This window comes from Micromonospora sp. NPDC005203 (genome assembly GCF_042872705.1).
Classification (GTDB): domain Bacteria; phylum Actinomycetota; class Actinomycetes; order Mycobacteriales; family Micromonosporaceae; genus Micromonospora.
In genome coordinates this window covers 122,678-140,279 of record NZ_JBIAKV010000006.1, presented here as the reverse complement: position 1 = coordinate 140,279, position 17,602 = coordinate 122,678, and the positions used below count along the sequence as shown (strand labels likewise).

Genomic DNA, 17,602 nt, shown 5'->3' with positions numbered 1-17,602 from the left:
CTGGGCCGGTGCCGGACCGAGCAGAGAACGCGACGACCACCGACGAGCGCCACTCGTCCCGGGTGACGGTCGAGGTCAACGGCGCGTCCCGTGAGGTGACCCTGGACAACCGCACCACCCTGCTCGACACGCTGCGCGAGCACCTCGACCTGACCGGGGCGAAGAAGGGCTGCGACCACGGCCAGTGCGGCTCCTGCACCGTGCTGCTGGACGGCCGCCGGGTGAAGAGCTGCCTGATCTTCGCGGTCACGCTGGACGGGCGCTCGGTGCTCACCGTCGAAGGGCTGGCCGGTCCGGACGAGCTGTCCCCGTTGCAGGCCGCGTTCATCGCGCACGACGCGTTCCAGTGCGGCTACTGCACCCCCGGGCAGCTCTGCTCCGCCCGGGGCATGCTCGACGAGGTCGCCCGGGGTTGGCCCAGCGCGGTCACCGACGACCTGAGCACGTCCGCCGAGTTGACCGACGCGGAGATCCGCGAGCGGATGGCCGGCAACCTGTGCCGCTGCGCCGCGTACCCGCACATCGTGGCGGCTGTCCACGAGACGGCCGCGACGCGATGAGGGCGTTCCGCTACCACCGGCCGGCCGACGTGGCCGACGCCGTCGCCGTGCTCGGCGCGGAACCGCACGCGGCCTACCTGGGCGGCGGTACCAACCTGGTGGACCTGATGAAACTCGGGGTGCAGCGCCCCGACGTGCTGGTGGACGTGACCGGGCTCCCCCTGGACACCGTCGAGGAGTTGCCCGACGGCGGGCTGCGGATCGGCGCGACCGTGCGCAACAGCGACCTCGCGGCCCACCCCGTCATCCGCCGGGACTACCCGGTGCTGGCCCGCGCCCTGCTCGCCGCCGCCTCCGGACAACTGCGCAACATGGCCACCACCGGCGGCAACCTGTTGCAGCGCACCCGCTGCGTCTACTTCCAGGACACCGGCAAGGCGTGCAACAAGCGGGAGCCGGGCAGCGGGTGCGCCGCCCGGCACGGCCAGAACCGCGACCTGGCGGTGCTGGACTGGTCCGAACAGTGCGTGGCCACCCACCCGTCCGACCTGGCCGTGGCGTTGACCGCCCTCGACGCGGTGGTGCAGGTGCACGAGACCGACGGCCCCCGCGACCTCCCGATCACCGCGCTGTACCGCTCCCCCGGCACACACCCGGAACGGGAGACCACCCTGGCCCGGGGTGCGCTGATCACCGCGGTCCGGTTGCCACCGCTGCCGGCCGCGCGCCGCTCGACGTACCTCAAGGTGCGCGACCGGGCCTCGTTCGCCTTCGCCGCCGGCTCGGTGGCCGCCGTGCTGGACCTCGACGGCGACGTGGTCCGCGACGTCCGCCTGGTGTACGGGGCGGTGGCGCACCGGCCGTGGCGGGCGTACCGGGCCGAGGAGGAGTTGCGGGGTCGACAGTTCAGCCCGGAGCTGGCCGGGCGGGCCGCCGACGCGGAGCTGGCCGAGGCCCGCCCGTTGCGGCACAACGGCTTCAAGGTGCCGCTGACCCGGGCCATCACGGTGCGGGCGCTCAGCGAGCTGGCGGCGTCGTGAGCACCGACGCGGTCGGCCACGCGTACCCCCGGTTGGAGGGCCGCGAGAAGGTCACCGGCACGGCCCGGTACGCGGTGGAGTACCCGGTGGACGGGATCACCTACGGCTGGGCGGTGCCGTCGGCGGTGGTCCGCGGCCGGATCACCCGGATCGACACCACCGAGGCGCTGGCGTCACCGGGCGTGCTGGCCGTGCTGCATCACGGCAACGCGCCCCGGATGGCGCCCGGCCCGCAGCCGGAGCTGTGGCTGTTGCAGGAGCCGGCGGTGCACTACCGGGGGCAGTACGTCGCCGTGGTGGTGGCCACCAGCCTGGAGGCGGCCCGGGAGGCCGCCCGGCTGGTCCGCATCGACTACGACGCCGGCCCGCACAGCACCGTGCTCACCGACGACCACCCCGGCCTGTACCGACCGGACCACGTCAACCCCAGCTACCCGACCGACACCGCCGAGGGCGACTTCGACGCCGGGTACGCGGCGGCACCGGTGCGGGTGGACGCCACGTACCGCACGCCGGCGTACCACAACAACCCGATGGAGCCGCACGCCACGACGGCACAGTGGCGCGACGGCCGGCTGCTGGTGCACGACTCCACCCAGGGCGCGTCACCGGTGCGGGCCACCCTCGCCGAGCTGTTCGAGCTGCCCCCGGAGTCGATCCGGGTGGTCGCCGAGCACGTCGGCGGCGGCTTCGGCAGCAAGGGGTACGCCAAGTCCTCGGTGGTGCTGGCCGCCCTCGCGGCCCGGCACGTGGACCGACCGGTGAAGCTGGCGCTGACCCGCCAGCAACTGTTCGGGCCGGTCGGTTACCGCACCCCCACCATCCAGCGGGTCCGCCTCGCCGCCGACACCGACGGGCGACTCACCGCCATCTGCCACGACGCGATCAGCCAGACCTCGACCATCCGGGAGTTCGCCGAGCAGACCGCCGTCTACACCCGCAGCATGTACGCCGCACCCCACCGCCGTACCACGCACCGGCTGGTTCGCCTCGACGTGCCCACGCCGTTCTGGATGCGCGCCCCCGGCGAGTGCCCCGGCGCGTACGCCCTGGAGTCGGCGATGGACGAGCTGGCCATCGCCGTCGGCGTCGACCCGGTGGAGCTGCGCATCCGCAACGACACGGCGGTCGACCCGGACCAGGGGCGGCCGTTCACCAGCCGCAACCTGGTGGCCTGTCTGCGCGAGGGTGCGCAGCGGTTCGGCTGGACCGGCCGGGACCCGACGCCCCGCGCCCGGCGCGACGGGCGCTGGCTGATCGGCACGGGGGTGGCCGGGTCGAGCTACCCGGCCCGGGCCCGGCCGTCGTCGGCCACGGCCACCGCCCGGCCGGACGGGAGCTTCCTGGTCCGGATCAACGCCACCGACATCGGCACCGGCGCCCGGACGGCGATCTGGCAGGTGGCCGCCGACGCCCTCGGGGTGTCGCCGGAACGGGTGGAGATCCAGATCGGGGACAGCGCCCTGCCGACCGCGCCGCTGGCCGGGGGCTCGATGGGCACCGCCAGTTGGAGTTGGGCGGTGATCCGCGCCGCGCAGGCGCTGCGCGAGAAACTGCGCGACGGCGGGCCACCGACCGGCGAGGTGACCGCCGAGGCGGACACCACCGAGGAGGTGGCCGGGCAGACCGCCCTGCCCCGGTACGCGTACGGGGCGCAGTTCGTCGAGGTGCGGGTCGACGCGGACACCGGCGAGGTACGGCTGAACCGGATGCTCGGCGTGTTCGCGGCCGGTCGGGTGGTGAACCCGACGACGGCCCGCAGCCAGCTCATCGGCGGCATGACGATGGGGCTGTCGATGGCCCTGCACGAGGAGGGCCTGCTCGACGAGCGGTACGGCGACTGGGTCAACCACGACCTGGCCACCTATCACATCACCGGCTGCGCGGACGTCGAGTCCATCGAGGCGTACTGGCTGGACGAGCGCGACGACGAGCTGAACCCCGCCGGGGTGAAGGGCATCGGCGAGATCGGCATCGTCGGCGCGGCGGCGGCGATCGCCAACGCGGTGCACCATGCCACCGGCGTGCGGATCCGGGACCTGCCGATCCGACTGGACAAGCTGATCGGGTTATCACCCTTGGCTTAAATAAGCTGCTGCTGATATAACTGTCGCGTGCACGCCTTCGACGTGCTGGGCGATCCGGTCCGGCGCCGCATCCTGGAGCTGCTCGCCAGCGGCGAGCAGCCCGCCGGCGCGATCAGCGCGGTGATCCGCGACGAGTTCGGCATCTCTCAGCCCGCCGTGTCCCAACACCTCAAGGTGTTACGGGACAACGGTTTCGCCACCGTGCGGCCGGAGGGCACCCGGCGGCTGTACGCGGTCGACCCACGGCCACTGCGTGAGGTCGACGGCTGGCTGGAGCACTTCCGCCGGTTCTGGACCCCGCCCCTGGCGGCACTCGCCACCGAACTGGCCCGGGGCCGACGCGAGCGCCGGCTGCGCGAGGCAGCCGACCCACCCGACGAGAGGAACACCTGATGTTCGACGCCACCGAGCAGATCAACGCCGTGCGACGCACGGTCGGCAGCCGCACCCTGGAGGCCGGTGAGGCTCGGGTGACCACGATCAGCCAGACCTACCAGGCGACTGCCGAGGATCTGTGGGACGCCTGCACCAACGCCGAGCGCATCCCCCGCTGGTTCCTGCCGATCTCCGGCGACCTGCGGCTGCACGGCAAGTACGAGCTGCAGGGCAACGCCCACGGCGTCGTCGAGAGCTGCGAGCCGCCGCACCGCTTCGCCGCCACCTGGGAAATGGGCGGCGACGTGAGCTGGATCGAGGTGCGGATCACCCCGGTCGACGACGAACGGGCACGCCTCGACCTGGACCACATCGCGCACGTCGACCAGGACCGGTGGGCCCAGTTCGGGCCGGGCGCCGTCGGCGTCGGCTGGGACCTCGGGCTCCTCGGCCTCGCCACCCACCTGGCCGGCGACGGCAGCGGGGTCACCCCGGAGCAGAGCGCCGAGTGGACCGTCTCCGCCGAGGGACGGCGGGCCATGGAGCTGAGCAGCCGACTGTGGTGCGAGGCGAGCATCGCCGCCGGCACCGACCCCGACGAGGCGAACGCCGCCGCCGCGCGTACCACCGCCTTCTACACCGGCGCCCCGGAGGCCTGAGCCTGAGCGCGGGCGGCGGCGCGGCAGAGTGGGCGGCGGCGGGGGGTAACGTGCTGCGGATGACCGGCATGCCGTACTCGCACTGCTCCTACTGCGGCGCCGCCTACCCGCCGGCCGCCGGATGGCCGCGGGTCTGCGCGGCCTGCGGCGAGACCGTCTGGCGCAACCCGCTGCCCGTGGCGGTCGCGGTGCTGCCGGTCCGCACGGCCGGCGGCCTGGGTGTCGTGGTGGTCCGCCGGGACATCGAGCCGGCCCGCGGGCTGCTCGCGCTGCCGGGCGGCTTCGTCGAGCACGGCGAGGAGTGGTCCGACGCCCTCGTTCGTGAGCTGCGGGAGGAGACCGGCCTGATCGCGGCCGCCGAGGACGCCCGACTGCTCGCGGTGCACGGCGCCCCGCACGGCGGCACAATGATGATCTTCGGAGTACTGCCCGAGCGAGCGGCCGAGGACCTGCCACCGTCGACGCCGACGGAGGAGGCGACCGAGTGGCTGGTGCTCTCCGACCCGGTCGAGTTGGCGTTCTCCACCCACACGCGGGTCCTGGCCGAGTTCCTGACCGCCACCTCCTGACGTCACCGACGGCACCGTCCGCCGAGTGCGCCGTCGCCCGACACGTTCGTGGGGGATGATGAGGACATGGTGCAGGCGTTCGCAGCCCGCCCGCCCTGCGCGGTGTGCGGCCGACCCGCGACACACGTCGAACTCGTCGCCCCCGGTGCCAAGCCCGCCAACTGGGCCGACCGCTCCCCACAGGAACGCGACGCGTTCGACGCCGCCCGACAGCGTCACGGCGACCAGCAGTGGTGGCTGATCTTCTCCGGCATCGAGGCCGGCAACGGCAACGGCGACCCGGTCGACCTGGCGAGAGCGACGCAAATCGCCGCCGCCTTCACCGAGCCGTACCGGTTCGCCGCCGTGACGACTGCCGACTTCTACGACGACGCTGGCTTCTGCGGCCCCTGCGACGCACCGTACTGCAACCGCCACTGGAACGTCTCCAGCATCGGATACGGCACCTGCCCACACGGCCACGGCAAGAGCCTCGATCCATTCTGGTGGCCCGACGACCTCTGACCGTGGCCTGTGCCGCCATCAAGGGTTTCGTCGATCCGCAGTACCATGCGAGCGCCGCCGCGCCACTAGGCTACGGCCTCGACACCGCATGGCTGGTAAGGGGAGACGACATGTCGCAGGACCACGCTGAGCAGCCGGTGGGAGGTTCGGCCGTCAAGCTGGACACGACGGTGCCGCACTCGGCACGGGTGTGGAACTACTGGCTCGGCGGTAAGGACAACTTCGCCCCGGATCGCGAGGTCGGCCAACAGGTACGGGCGGTCTTCCCGGAAATCGTCGAGGCGGCCCGGTATTCCCGCGCGTTCCTCGGACGAGCGGTGACCTATCTCGCCGCCGAGGCCGGGATCCGCCAGTTCCTCGACGTCGGTACCGGCCTCCCCACAGCCGACAACACCCACCAGGTCGCCCAACGGATCACGCCGCGGGCGCGCGTCGTCTACGTCGACAACGACCCGATGGTTCTCGCGCACGCCCGGGTGCTGCTGACCAGCAGCCAGGAGGGTGCCACCCAGTACGTCGACGCCGACCTGCGCGACCCGGAGAAGATCGTCCAGGACGCCCGCGACACACTGGACTTCGGTGAGCCGATCGCGCTGATGATGCTGGGCGTCATGGGCCACGTCGAGAAGCCCGCCGAGGCGCGGGCCATCGTCAACGCTCTGGTCTCGTCCCTACCGCCGGGCAGCTTCCTGGCGATGTCCGACGGTACGGCTACCAGTGAGCGGGTCATCGAGTCGCACCGGCAGTACAACGAGAGCGGTGCGCTGCCGTACCACCTGCGTGAGGTCGCGGACTTCACGGCGTTCTTCGACGGCCTCGACCTGGTCGAGCCGGGTGTCGTGCCGCTGGGGCAGTGGCGGACCGACAGCAGGCCCCCGGCCCCGGTCGATGGCTACTGCGGCGTCGCCCGCGTGCTCTGACGCCCTGGCATAGACTCCGCCGATGCGTGAGGTGTCGGGGTACTTCGAAATCCACATCACGGTCCGAGATCACGAGGCGGACGCGCTGTCTGCCTTCGCGGCCCGGCACGGGCTGAAGTGCGTGCACATCGTGCTCGACCGGGGCACGTTCGCCTTCCAGCCGATGCTCACCCTGACCGGGCGGGGCACGCTGGACGAGCAGCGGGCCGTGGCGGAGCACTGGCAACGCGAGCTGCGGGCCGCCGGCATGTACGTGACCCGCACGAAGATCGAAGCGGCGCCGTGGTGCGTCGGTGTGCCGCAGTCGGACGAGGAGGCCGCCACGGAGCCGGCAGGTCGGTACTTCGAGCATCACGTCAAGCTGCTGCTGACCGGCCCGGTGGTGGCGCAGGTGTTGGCGCTCACCGATCTGATCGCGCCGCACGGGGCACGACTGTCCCGCAACGCCCGCCGGGAGCGCGCTGGTGGTGCACAGGAACGTTTCGTCAACCAGCGCTGCCACGGCGTTGGGCTCGCCACCGCCAAACAGCGCCTGGACGACCTCGTCGCGACCCTGGTCGCCGCCGGCCACGAGCCCGTCGCCGTCGAGCAGGAGTACGTCGTGTTCGACAACAACGTGGCCCACGACCGCAGCTGGTTGGACGTGCGCGAAGGTCGCGTGGACGAGTGGGAGGTGGAGCGCGAGAACGCCATGAGGTCCGCACCGGAGGGCTCGCCGGACTTCCCGCCGACCTACCGACCACTGCCCGCCGACGCGCCCGTCCGCCAGCGGGCGGCGTTCGACCCGGCACTCAGGCAGTACGCGAACGCGTACCGGGCCGGTGAGCCCGACTTCCTCGTGGCCGCCACCGGTGAACGGTGGACCACCGCCCGGCGCGCCGCGATGCAACAGGTCCTGGCGGTCATCGCGGCGATCCCCGAGAGCCGCCAGCTGGTGCTGCGCGGCAGTTTCCTCATGCCGGCCCAGGTCGGTGACGGCGCCCGCGAGCCGGGCGATCTCGACTTCGTCGTCGTCCCGCACACGATCACCAGCGACAGTGCCGTGGCCCGTGCGCTACTCGACGCCGTCAAGGCCGCCGTCCGGGCCACCCCGGGTGCCGGCCTGCGACCGGAACGGATCAGCGAGGCCGCCATCTGGACGTACGAGCGAGCCGACGGCCGCCGCCTCGTCGTCCCGTTCAGCGCGCCCGGGGCACCGGACGGCCAGGTACAGATCGACATCGTCTTCGGCGAACAGCTTCCCCTCCCACCGGAGAGCGTCATGCTGCGGGGTGTCGCGGAGCCGATGCTTGCCGCACCCGCCGCGTTGGCGCTGGCGTGGAAACTGCTGTGGCTGGCCACCGACTCGTATCCGCAGGGCAAGGATCTCTACGACGCCGTTCTCCTCGCCGAAACCACCACCGTCGACCGGGACCTGGTCCGCCGGCTCATGCGATCGGACCTCGGCGCCGAAGCCGACCGCTTCATCGCCGAGACCGTGCTGACCTGGGGTGCCGACTGGGACAACTTCACCGACGAGTACCCGGGTATCGAGGGCACCGTCGAGCAGTGGACACAGCGGCTGGCGATGGCCCTCGACCGCGCCTGGACCTAGCCGCTCACCGTGCAGCGCGGCGTCAGAGACCCCGGGTCAGGGCGCTGATCTCGTCCAGGGCGTCCCGCCAGTGCAGGGACTCCCGGTCCCGGCCCAGTTGGAGGTGCTCGGGGCAGAACCAGACGGCGTGGTCGGGGTGACCGACCCAGCCCCTCCTGTTGCGTTGGCTCTCTTCCTCGTCTGGGCTCAGCGCGAAGTACACAATCTCCGCATTCTCGAACTCCCTCGAATGGCATACGAAACAGTTCGGCGGCATCACGAGTGGCGCTCCCCGGGTTCAATCGTGGCCGGGCCACCAACTGCGGTGCGGCCGACCGTGGGCGGCTGCCGCTGACGTCCGGTCGGCACCCCGTACGCCATGCGGCGAATCGCTTGAAGGTTAGTGGTTGGCCGCGGGCCATGGCCGGATCCCCAATGGACATCCCGAGGCCGGTTCTTGCACGCCTGCGGGAACGGTCCGACCACTGATCAGCAGATCTGGTCAGCGGGTGTCGGCGGGGCGGCGTTCGTCGGTGCCGGTCAGGTAGCCGCTGGCCTGTAGGTCGAACAGCTCGCGGTAGAGGCCGCCGGCGGACATCAGCTCGTCGTGACTGCCGTGCTGGACGAGTCGACCCCGTTCCAGCACGAAGATCCGGTCGGCGTGCCGGACGTTTGCCAGCCGGTGGGTGATCAGCACGACCGCCCGGTCGGGGCGGCGGCGCAGGTGCTGGAACAGGGCGTGTTCGGCACGCGCGTCCAGGGCGGCCGAGGGTTCGTCACAGATCAGCAGGGCGGCGTCGCGGTAGAGGCCGCGAGCCGCGACGAGCCGCTGCCACTGGCCACCGGACAGTTCGTGGCCGTCCTTGAACTCCCGGTCGAGCAGCGTGTCGTAGCCGCGCGGCAGGCCGACGATCATGTCGTGCGCGGCGGCCGCACGGGCCGCCTCCTGCACACTCGGGCCGGACCGGTCCGGTGGGCGGTCGTGCCGGCCGACGCGGATGTTCTGCCCGGCGGTGAACGGGAACTTCCACCACTCCTGGGTCATCACGGCCACCTCGGCGCCCAGGGCGCGCGGGTCCAACTCCGCCGCGTCGACGCCGTCCCAACGGATCACCCCGCCGGTCGGCTGGTAGAGGCCCGCGATCAGTTTGGCCAGGGTGGTCTTGCCGGAGCCGTTCTCGCCGACAAGCGCGATCACCTCGCCCCGGCGGACGGTCAGGCTGACCCGGTCCACCGCCGGGGCGTCGGTGTCCGGGTAGCGCAGGCTCACGTCGTCCACCTCGATCACGTCGACACCGTCGGTCACCCGGTTGCCCCCGATCGGCACCCGGGCGTGGGCGCGGGCCAGAAAGTCCTGGTAGTCCTGGTAGTAGAGGGCGTCCTCGTACAGCGAGTTGGTGGCGACGACGGCCACGCCCAGGCTGGTCCGCGCGGACTGCAACGCGAGCAGGGCGGTGGCCGCGGCGGCGAGGGCCACCATCCCACTGAGCAGCAGACCGCCGAGGACCGCGTACACGCCGAAGGTGGCCAGCCCCGCCACCGTGGCACCGATGACCCGGGTGCCGGTCTGCGAGCGGACCAGCCGCAGCTCGGCGCGGGTCTCGACCGCCATCACCCCGCGATACTCGGCGAGCAGGAAGTCGCGCATCTGGTACGCGCGTACCTCGGCGGCGGTGTGCCGGTTGGCCATCAGGTGGGCCAGCATCCACATCCGGCGTCGCCTGGTGATCCGGGCCAGCATCGCCAGGTACTCCCGGCGGGCCATCCGCACGGCGGTGACCGCCTGGGGCACCGCGGCCAGCAGCAGGCAGGGCAGCAGCAGCGGTTGGATGACGGTCACCGCGACGGCGGTGGCGAGCATCCCCACCACGCCGGTGACCAGGTTGACGGTGTGGTCGACGATGTACGCGGCCTCCGCCATCCCCCGGTCGCGCGCCCGGTCCATCTCCTCGGCGAAGCCGGCGTCGTCGAACGCGGCGAGGTCCACCGCCGTGGTGGCCTCGAACAGCCGCAGCTCCACCTGATAGTTGATCTGCGGGATCAGCCGGGCCTGTGCCCAACCCGCCGCGATGGTCAGGCCGCCGCGCGCCGACACCGCCGCCGCGGCCACGATCAGCGCCGGCAGGGCCGAGCGGACCCGGTCCGGGGTGGGACCGACGGCGAACAACTCGCGCAGCACGCTTGTCGTGGCGAGCAGGCCGAACGTGGTCATCACCCCGGCGGCGATGTTCAGGCCGATGGAGGCGACCGTGTCCCGGCGGTTGGTGGACCAGGCCAGGCCGACCGCTGCCCGGACCAGCCGGGGCAGTCGGCGGGCCACCGCCCAGAAGCTGGTGTGCGCGAACTCCTGTGCGTGGTGCAGCCACTCACGATCCTCCAGCTCCGGCAACATCGTGTCCGGTGGATCATCCGGCTGGTCGTTCTCCACGGTGGTGCGCTGGCGTGCCATCGACTCCACGGGACCCTCCTCGGGGGCGGGATCACGAAACGCCGCCCGAGACTACTGCCCGCTACCGCCCACTGTCTCTAGGTAGCCGGCGCGTCGCCGGGCACCTCCGGTGCGCCCTCCGTGATCGGCAGCAGCACCCGGAACGTGGTCCGTCCCGGCTCGGTCTCCACCCGGATGTCGCCGTGGTGCTTGTGCACCACGATCCGGTACGAGATGTCCAGCCCCAGGCCGGTGCCCGCGCCGACCGGCTTGGTGGTGAAGAACGGCTCGAAGATGCGTGGACGCACCTCGGGCGGGATACCGGGGCCGGTGTCGGTGACCTCGACCGCCAACTGGTCACCGACGAGGCCGGTGTGGACGGTCAGCACCCCCTTCTCCCCCATCGCGCCCAACGCGTTGTCGATCAGGTTGGTCCACACCTGGTTCAGCTCGGCCGCGTACGCCGGGACCGGCGGGATGCTGCGGTCGTACTCGCGGACCAGCTTCACCTCGGCGGGGATCTTCCCCTTGAACATCACGAGCGTGGCGTCGAGCAGGTCGTGCACGTCCACCACCCGGTGCGGCGCGCGGTCCAACTGCGAGTACTGCTTGGCGGCGTCCACCAGGCCGGAGATCCGGGTGACCGCGTCCCCGATCTCCCGCATCAGCAGCTCGGTGTCGACCGTGTAAGTCAGCCATCGCACCGCCGCCTCCAGGTCCGCGGCGCCGACCGCCGCCTTCACCTGCCTCAGCCAGGGCGCGTCGAGCCCACCACCCACCAGGATCGGCGCCAGGTCCCAGGCGCCGCCGACGCCGTGCTCCTCCAGCCAGTCGGTGAGGATGTCCTCGGCGTCGGCGGTGGCCATCGGGGTCAGCTTCGGCGCGGTGGCAACCCGGGCCACCGCCTCCTCCTGCAACGCGACAAGGCCGTGCAGGGCCGTGCCGTCGAGCCGGCCGTCGGCGACCATCGCGAGCTTGTGCCGCATCCCGGCGACCCGGTCCCGCAGCACCGAGGTGGCCCGCACCGCCGCCGCGGCCGGGTTGTTCAGCTCGTGGGTCAGCCCCGCCGACAGTGAGCCGAGCGCCAACAGCCGCTCCCGTTCGCCGACGATGGCCTGGCTGTTCCGCAGGCCGAGGAACAACCCCTCCAACAGATGCATGGGCATCGGGAACCAGGCCCGCAGGGCGTACGCGAAGTCCTCCGCCGGCAGCACGAAGAAGTCCGAGTCGACAAGCGCCCGCATGCTGTTGCGGTAGATCTGGTCGACCTGGTCACCCAGGTACGCCTGGACCGCCCCGCCGTACACGCCGCGCTGGTCGGTGCGGCTGACCTCGATCTCGTCGCCGCGCACCTGGCGGCTCAACGCCACCGCGCCGCGCACCAGCACGAAGAAGCAGGTCCCGGGCTCCCCCTCGGCGTAGACGAGGGTGCCGCCGGCACGCTGCTCGACCCGGCCGCGTTCGGCCAGCCACTCGAGTTGCCCCTCGTCGAGGGACTCGAACAGGAACAGGGTGCGCAGCTGCGCGGGTGTCAGCCGATCAGACGCGGTGGTCACTGGGTCTCCTTTGTTCGCGACTGCGGGGCTCGCAAACCCGGCTCACTCCTCGCGCTCACTGGGTCTCCTTTGTTCGCGACTGCGGGGCTCGCAAACCCGGCTCACTCCTCGCGCTCACTGGGTCTCCTTTGTTCGCGACTGCGGGGCTCGCAAACCCGGCTCACTGGGCTTCCAAATAGCGGTGCACGAGCGAGACGGCCATCGCGCCCTCGCCGACGGCCGAGGCGACCCGCTTGACCGACTCGGCCCGCACGTCCCCGGCCGCGAACACCCCCGGAACGCTGGTCTCCAGGTGGTACGGGTCGCGCGACAGCGACCAGCCGGACGGCCGGCGTCCACCGGCCAACAGGTCCGGGCCGGTGACGATGAAGCCGCGTCCGTCCCGGACCACCACCCCGTCCAACCAGTCGGTACGGGGCTCCGCACCGATGAAGATGAACAGCCAGGAGGTGTCGACCGAGCGGGCCTCCCCGGTACGGGTGTCGCAGAGGGTGAGCCGTTGCAGGTGGTCCTCACCCGCACCGCCGACCACGGCCGTGTGCGGGTGCACGGTGATCCGGTCGATCCGCGCCAACTGGTCGATCAGGTAACGCGACATCGAGGCGGTCAGGTCCGCGCCCCGGATCAGCAGGTGCACCCTCGACGCGTACCGGGAGAAGTGCACCGCCGCCTGGCCGGCGGAGTTGGCCCCGCCGACGATGTAGACGTCCTGCTCGACGCAGCTCGGCGCCTCGGTCGCGGCGGCGCCGTAGAACACCCCCCGACCGGTGAAGTCGGCCAGCCCGGGAGCGTCGAGCACCCGGTACGACACACCGGTGGCCAGCACCACCGTATGCGCGGCGATTTCGGAGCCGTCGCCGAAGCGCAACAGCCGGGCGCCCCCGGCCTCACTGAGACCGACCACCTCCCGGGCGCTGAGCAGCTCGGCGCCGAACTTGACCGCCTGCCGGCGGGCCCGATCGGTCAACTGCGCGCCGGAGACGCCGTCGGGGAAGCCCAGGTAGTTCTCGATCCGGCTGCTCTGCCCGGCCTGCCCGCCGGTCGCCCGCCGCTCGACGAGCACGGTGCGCAGCCCCTCCGACGCGCCGTAGACCGCCGAGCCGAGGCCGGCCGGGCCAGCGCCGATCACCACCAGGTCGTAGAAGTCACACGCCGGCACGACCGTCAGCCCGGCGAGCGCGGCCAACTCGGCCTCGTTCGGAGCGATCAGCGCCTTACCGTCGGCCGTCACCACCAGCGGTACGTCCGCCTCGGTGGCCCCGGCCGCGTCGAGCAGGCGGGCGCCCTCCGGGTCGTCGGAGAGCATCCACCGGTACGGCACCAGGTTGCGCGCCAGGAAGTCACGGACCTTGAACGACGGCGCCGACCAGCGGTGCCCGACGACCCGGATCTCCGCGCTCGCCGCGTCCGGGGTGACCGACCACGCCTCCAGCAGCCCGTCGACCACCGGGTACAGCTTCTCCTCCGGCGGATGCCAGGGCTTGAGCAGGTAGTGGTCCAGGTCGACGACGTTTATCGCCTCGATCGCGGCGTCGGTGTCGGCGTACGCGGTGAGCAGCACCCGGCGGGCGGCCGGGAAGATGTCCATCGCCGCTTCCAGGAACTCCACTCCCGTCATCTCCGGCATCCGGTGGTCGGCCAGCAGCAGCGCCACCTGTTCGCCGCGCAGTTTGACCTCCCGGAGCGCGTCCAGCGCCTCCGGTCCGGAGGAGGCCCGCAGCACCCGGTAGCGGTCGCCGTAACGCCGGCGGATGTCCCGGGCCACCGCGCGGGACACCACGGGGTCGTCGTCGACGGTCAGGATCACCGGATTCGCCATGGCGCCATGAAATCACCTGTCGCGGGTCGACCGCACCACCGCGTGAGCTCCACCGCACGATTGACCAGCCCGGGACCGGGTAAGCCGGGGAGCCGCGTGGGTGGTCGTACGTCGACGACGTGCCCGGCTGCCACGCACACCTCGGGGGGCCCATGGCGGACGTGTCGCCGACCGGACCGACCACGTCGGGCGGGATCGTGGAACTGCGGGTGCACGGTGTCTCCGGCGCGGGGGCGGATCAGGTGCTGGGCCGGCCGTACGTGCACCAGGTCGCCGGGGACCGCAGCGGCGGCTTCTACCGACCGCGCCCCGGCTACCCGGACTCGACCGGGACGGACGGGGTGACGCTGGAGGCGTACCGGTGGAGTGACCTGCCGTCCGGCACGGCCGTGCGGACGCTGTCGCTGGTGTTCCTGTTGCCCTTCATGCTCTGCAACGTGGCGCTCTGGATGCGCCCGGCGAACACCGCGTCGAAGCGGGGCTTCATGGCGCTGTGCCGGTTGCTCGCCCTCACCCTCACCATGCTCTACGTGCTCTCCATCGTCGGGGTGGCGTTGGACCTGGTCGCCTGGCGCTGCATGGACACCCCGTCGTGCCTGGCCGGGCGGAGCTGGCTGTCCTGGCTCGGCGGACGCCCGCCCGGGCTACGCCTGGGTGTGCTGGCGTTGGTGCCGGTCGCCGCACTCGGGTTGGTCTGGTGGCTGGGCGCCCGCCCGGGCCACTCGTTCGACGCGTTCCGAAGCCCGTCGACCCCGACCTCGAAACACCGGTTGAGCGCGGTCGGCCAGTGGGACGGCGAGCCACTCGTGGGTCGGCTGCGCTCGGTCCACGTCGCGGCGGGATTCGCCACCCTCGACGGCAGCCTGCTGGCCGCCCGCGCCAGCCAACACCGCTCGTGGGTGATGGTGCTCCTGCTGGCGGCCACCGGGGCGGTGCTGCTGGCCTGCCTGGTCCTGCTCACGATGGTACGGAGCATCGACCGGACCGGGCCGGCGCCCCGGGTGGACGCCCTCTTCCGAGGGCTGCGCACGATCGCCTGCGGCCTGACGATGCTGGTGATCGTGCACATCGTCATCAGTCCGGCCCCGTGGCCGCGGGGCGGCGCACTGCCCGGCTACGGAGCGATGGTGGCCTGGCTGTTCGTCAGCCAGATGATGCTGGTGACCGCCCTCGCCGCGCTGGTGATCTGGCGGCGGGGCGGCGGGCAGCGCGGGGCCCCGCTGCGTGCGTTGGGAGCGCCGGTCTTCGTCACGATCGCGGCCGGACTCGCCGTGGCGTTCTCCGCCGAGCTGGTCTACCGGGTGGCGGACCTGCTCGATCGCGAGGGGACGACCGCGGACGGCCTGGAGACCAGCCCGCCCCTGGCGTACAAGTGGGCGATCTTCGGGTTCTTCCTGGCGGTGGTGAGCGCCCTGCTGGTGGCCGCCCTGGTCACCAGGCTGACCCGGCGCGGGCGGCGGCGGGCCGCGCGGGCGATCGTGGCCGCCGACTTCCCGCTCGCGCCCCCGTCGGCGGCGGACCGGCTGCGCCGGGTCGAGCGGGCGATCGCCCGGGCCCGGTTCACCGAGCGGCTGGAACCGCTCTCCGTGGTGTACGCCGGGCTGGCGGCGCTCGGCCTGTCCACCAGCGTGCTCGGCCTGCTCCAGCTCCTGCCGGGCGAGCTGGCGCAGCGCTACGTCGGAGTGCCCGAGAGCATGGTCAACTTCCTGATCGGGTCGGGCAGCTACGCGATCGCCGCGATCCTGCTCGGCCTGGTGGTCGGGGGCCTCTTCGCATACCGTACGGCCGGGTTCCGCCGCTACGTGGGTGTGCTCTGGGACCTGGGCACGTTCTGGCCCCGCGCGGCACACCCGTTCGCGCCGCCCTGCTACGCCGAGCGGGCCGTGCCGGAGTTGGCCAAGCGGATCTCCTACCTGGTGGAACAGGGTCACGGCGTGCTGCTGGCCGGGCACAGCCACGGCTCGGTGCTGCTCGCCGCCACGGTGCTGCAACTGCCCACCCGGATCACCGACCGGGTCGCCCTGCTGACCTACGGATCGCCACTGGGTCGGTTGTACTCGCGGCTGTTCCCGGCCTACGCCGACGAGCTGGCGCTGCGGGAGATCGGCGAGCGGGTCGGCTGGCGCTGGATCAACCTGTGGCGCGACACCGACCCGATCGGCGGTTGGATCTTCGCCTCCCACCGGCCCGGAGAGGCCGAGACGCTGACCGGGCCGGCGGCGATGGTGGACCGCCGGTTGGTCGACCCGCAGGATGTGGTGCCGGCGCCCAGCGACAGCGTTCCCCCGCCGATCCTCGGGCACTGGCCGTGCGAGTCGCAGGACGAGTTCGCCGAGGCGGTACGGGAGCTGATCGGGCGACTGCTCCCTGAACGCCGGACGACCGGCTGAGACAGCGGCCGGATATCGTCGCGGGGTGAGCCCGTCCAAACAGCCCGAACGCCGGTTGATCGCCTCGAACAAGAAGGCCCGGCACGAGTACACCGTGCTGCGCACGTACGAGGCGGGCATCGTGCTGGTCGGGACCGAGGTGAAGTCGCTGCGCGAGGGAAGGGCCTCGCTGGTGGACGCGTTCGCGCACGAGCGCGACGGTGAGATCGTGCTGTACGGCCTGCACATCGCCGAGTACACCTACGGCACGTGGACCAACCACGTCCCGCGCCGCAACCGCAAGCTGCTGCTGCACCGGGCCGAGATCGACCGGATCCTGGACAAGGTCCGCGAGGGCGGGGTGACCATGGTCCCGCTGTCGATGTACTTCGAGAACGGCTATGCCAAGGTCGAGCTGGCCCTGGCCAAGGGCAAGCGCTCCTACGACAAGCGGCAGACGCTCGCCGAGCGCGACGCGAACCGCGAGATCGCCCGCGAGCTGGGACGACACCTCAAGGGCCACCCCCGCCGGCCCTGATCTGCTGCCACTTCCGGTTGCTGTTCGCGGCGCGCCCGCGGGACCGTTGACGTCCTTTCATCGACGTGGTCTGCTCAGTCGACGCCGTTAATGAAAACGGTAATCGTTAGCTGATGCGGAGGAGAGCCATGCCGCTCACCGTCCCGCCCGCCCTGCTCGACGCCGCCGAACGAGGCCCGATCGACGACAATGCCTTCATCGCCCGCGCCCCGCGCCCCGCGCCCTGCGCCCTGCGCCCTGCGCCCTGCGCCCTGCGCCCTGCGCCCTGCGCCCTGCGCCCTGCGCCCTGCGCCCTGCGCCCTGCGCCCTGCGCCCTGCGCCAAGATCGTCACAACCTCCCGGATGTTGCTGCCGCAGAGGCGCGCGAGGTAGCAGCGTCCGGGTAGTTGCGCGGATCTTGATGACCAGCACCGTGCCCAGCCAGGCTTGGGGGCGACTTCCGGTGGCTCGCATCCGTTGGTCACGCTCGATCCTGGAAGTAGTGGCCTCACCAACACACCGATGCCACTACTTCTTGGATCGAGCACGATCTTGCGGCGAGAGACGCCGGGGGCCGAGACGTGCGAGAGGCCGAGACGTGCGAGAGGCCGAGACGTGCGAGAGGCCGAGACGTGCGAGAGGCCGAGACGTGCGAGAGGCCGAGACGTGCGAGAGGCCGAGACGTG

At 71.9% G+C, this 17,602-nt stretch carries 15 protein-coding genes; 11 read left to right on the top strand and 4 right to left on the bottom strand.

Features of this window, described 5'->3' with window-relative positions; translation table 11 throughout:
- Positions 1-62: 62 nt before the first annotated feature.
- The 9 genes from ACFYPM_RS16150 to ACFYPM_RS16110 all read left to right on the top strand — a co-directional run bounded on the left by ACFYPM_RS16150 (position 63) and on the right by ACFYPM_RS16110 (position 8,248).
- Complete coding sequence (locus ACFYPM_RS16150; RefSeq protein ID WP_387197378.1) at positions 63-560, top strand: 2Fe-2S iron-sulfur cluster-binding protein; 498 nt, start codon at positions 63-65, stop codon at positions 558-560.
- Positions 557-1,540, top strand: a complete 984-nt coding sequence (locus ACFYPM_RS16145; protein WP_387196774.1) for an FAD binding domain-containing protein — start codon at positions 557-559, stop codon at positions 1,538-1,540. The genes ACFYPM_RS16150 and ACFYPM_RS16145 overlap by 4 nt, the downstream gene beginning before the upstream one ends.
- On the top strand, positions 1,537-3,627 hold the full coding sequence (locus tag ACFYPM_RS16140; RefSeq protein WP_387196771.1) for a xanthine dehydrogenase family protein molybdopterin-binding subunit: 2,091 nt from the start codon (positions 1,537-1,539) through the stop codon (positions 3,625-3,627). Before ACFYPM_RS16145 ends, ACFYPM_RS16140 begins: the two co-directional genes overlap by 4 nt.
- Before the next feature lie 27 nt (positions 3,628-3,654).
- Positions 3,655-4,020 (top strand): ArsR/SmtB family transcription factor, encoded by a 366-nt coding sequence (locus ACFYPM_RS16135; RefSeq protein WP_387196769.1) that lies wholly within the window; start codon positions 3,655-3,657, stop codon positions 4,018-4,020.
- Positions 4,020-4,661, top strand: coding sequence for an SRPBCC family protein (locus ACFYPM_RS16130; protein WP_387196766.1), 642 nt, complete (start codon positions 4,020-4,022; stop codon positions 4,659-4,661). Before ACFYPM_RS16135 ends, ACFYPM_RS16130 begins: the two co-directional genes overlap by 1 nt.
- Before the next feature lie 59 nt (positions 4,662-4,720).
- Entirely contained in the window at positions 4,721-5,230 is a 510-nt protein-coding gene (locus ACFYPM_RS16125; protein ID WP_387196763.1) for an NUDIX domain-containing protein, read from the top strand.
- A gap of 66 nt (positions 5,231-5,296) precedes the next feature.
- Positions 5,297-5,734, top strand: coding sequence for a hypothetical protein (locus tag ACFYPM_RS16120; RefSeq protein ID WP_387196760.1), 438 nt, complete (start codon positions 5,297-5,299; stop codon positions 5,732-5,734).
- A gap of 110 nt (positions 5,735-5,844) precedes the next feature.
- Entirely contained in the window at positions 5,845-6,654 is an 810-nt protein-coding gene (locus tag ACFYPM_RS16115) for an SAM-dependent methyltransferase (protein ID WP_387196757.1), read from the top strand.
- Positions 6,655-6,676: 22 nt separating this feature from the next.
- Entirely contained in the window at positions 6,677-8,248 is a 1,572-nt protein-coding gene (locus tag ACFYPM_RS16110; RefSeq protein WP_387196754.1) for a nucleotidyl transferase AbiEii/AbiGii toxin family protein, read from the top strand.
- Positions 8,249-8,270: 22 nt separating this feature from the next.
- Here ACFYPM_RS16110 and ACFYPM_RS16105 read toward each other — a convergent pair whose 3' ends face one another.
- From ACFYPM_RS16105 to ACFYPM_RS16090, 4 genes are all read right to left on the bottom strand, one after another.
- Entirely contained in the window at positions 8,271-8,450 is a 180-nt protein-coding gene (locus ACFYPM_RS16105) for a hypothetical protein (protein ID WP_387196751.1), read from the bottom strand.
- Between the two features lie 279 nt (positions 8,451-8,729).
- Positions 8,730-10,676 (bottom strand): ABC transporter ATP-binding protein, encoded by a 1,947-nt coding sequence (locus ACFYPM_RS16100; protein WP_387197375.1) that lies wholly within the window; start codon positions 10,674-10,676, stop codon positions 8,730-8,732.
- A gap of 77 nt (positions 10,677-10,753) precedes the next feature.
- Positions 10,754-12,211: an ATP-binding protein gene (locus ACFYPM_RS16095; RefSeq protein WP_387196748.1), complete on the bottom strand. Its 1,458-nt coding sequence runs from the start codon at positions 12,209-12,211 to the stop codon at positions 10,754-10,756.
- 160 nt (positions 12,212-12,371) lie between these two features.
- Complete coding sequence (locus ACFYPM_RS16090; RefSeq protein ID WP_387196744.1) at positions 12,372-14,030, bottom strand: FAD-dependent oxidoreductase; 1,659 nt, start codon at positions 14,028-14,030, stop codon at positions 12,372-12,374.
- 152 nt (positions 14,031-14,182) lie between these two features.
- Between ACFYPM_RS16090 and ACFYPM_RS16085 the strand changes: the two genes are divergently transcribed.
- Complete coding sequence (locus ACFYPM_RS16085) at positions 14,183-16,420, top strand: hypothetical protein (RefSeq protein ID WP_387196741.1); 2,238 nt, start codon at positions 14,183-14,185, stop codon at positions 16,418-16,420.
- A 25-nt stretch (positions 16,421-16,445) separates the two neighbouring features.
- Positions 16,446-16,937 carry an SsrA-binding protein SmpB gene (gene smpB / locus ACFYPM_RS16080; protein ID WP_387196738.1) on the top strand — a complete coding sequence of 164 codons (492 nt, stop codon included), beginning with the start codon at positions 16,446-16,448 and terminating at the stop codon, positions 16,935-16,937.
- The last annotated feature ends 665 nt before the right edge of the window (positions 16,938-17,602 follow it).

What these genes read in the sequence shown, in the direction of transcription:
- ACFYPM_RS16085 (WP_387196741.1), top strand. Translation starts at nt 14,183, where the DNA reads ATGGCGGACGTGTCGCCGACCGGACCGACCACGTCGGGCGGGATCGTG.
- ACFYPM_RS16130 (WP_387196766.1), top strand. Translation starts at nt 4,020, where the DNA reads ATGTTCGACGCCACCGAGCAGATCAACGCCGTGCGACGCACGGTCGGC.
- ACFYPM_RS16125 (WP_387196763.1), top strand. Translation starts at nt 4,721, where the DNA reads ATGACCGGCATGCCGTACTCGCACTGCTCCTACTGCGGCGCCGCCTAC.
- ACFYPM_RS16090 (WP_387196744.1), bottom strand. Translation starts at nt 14,030, where the DNA reads ATGGCGAATCCGGTGATCCTGACCGTCGACGACGACCCCGTGGTGTCC.
- ACFYPM_RS16115 (WP_387196757.1), top strand. Translation starts at nt 5,845, where the DNA reads ATGTCGCAGGACCACGCTGAGCAGCCGGTGGGAGGTTCGGCCGTCAAG.
- ACFYPM_RS16100 (WP_387197375.1), bottom strand. Translation starts at nt 10,676, where the DNA reads ATGGCACGCCAGCGCACCACCGTGGAGAACGACCAGCCGGATGATCCA.
- ACFYPM_RS16110 (WP_387196754.1), top strand. Translation starts at nt 6,677, where the DNA reads ATGCGTGAGGTGTCGGGGTACTTCGAAATCCACATCACGGTCCGAGAT.
- ACFYPM_RS16120 (WP_387196760.1), top strand. Translation starts at nt 5,297, where the DNA reads ATGGTGCAGGCGTTCGCAGCCCGCCCGCCCTGCGCGGTGTGCGGCCGA.
- ACFYPM_RS16145 (WP_387196774.1), top strand. Translation starts at nt 557, where the DNA reads ATGAGGGCGTTCCGCTACCACCGGCCGGCCGACGTGGCCGACGCCGTC.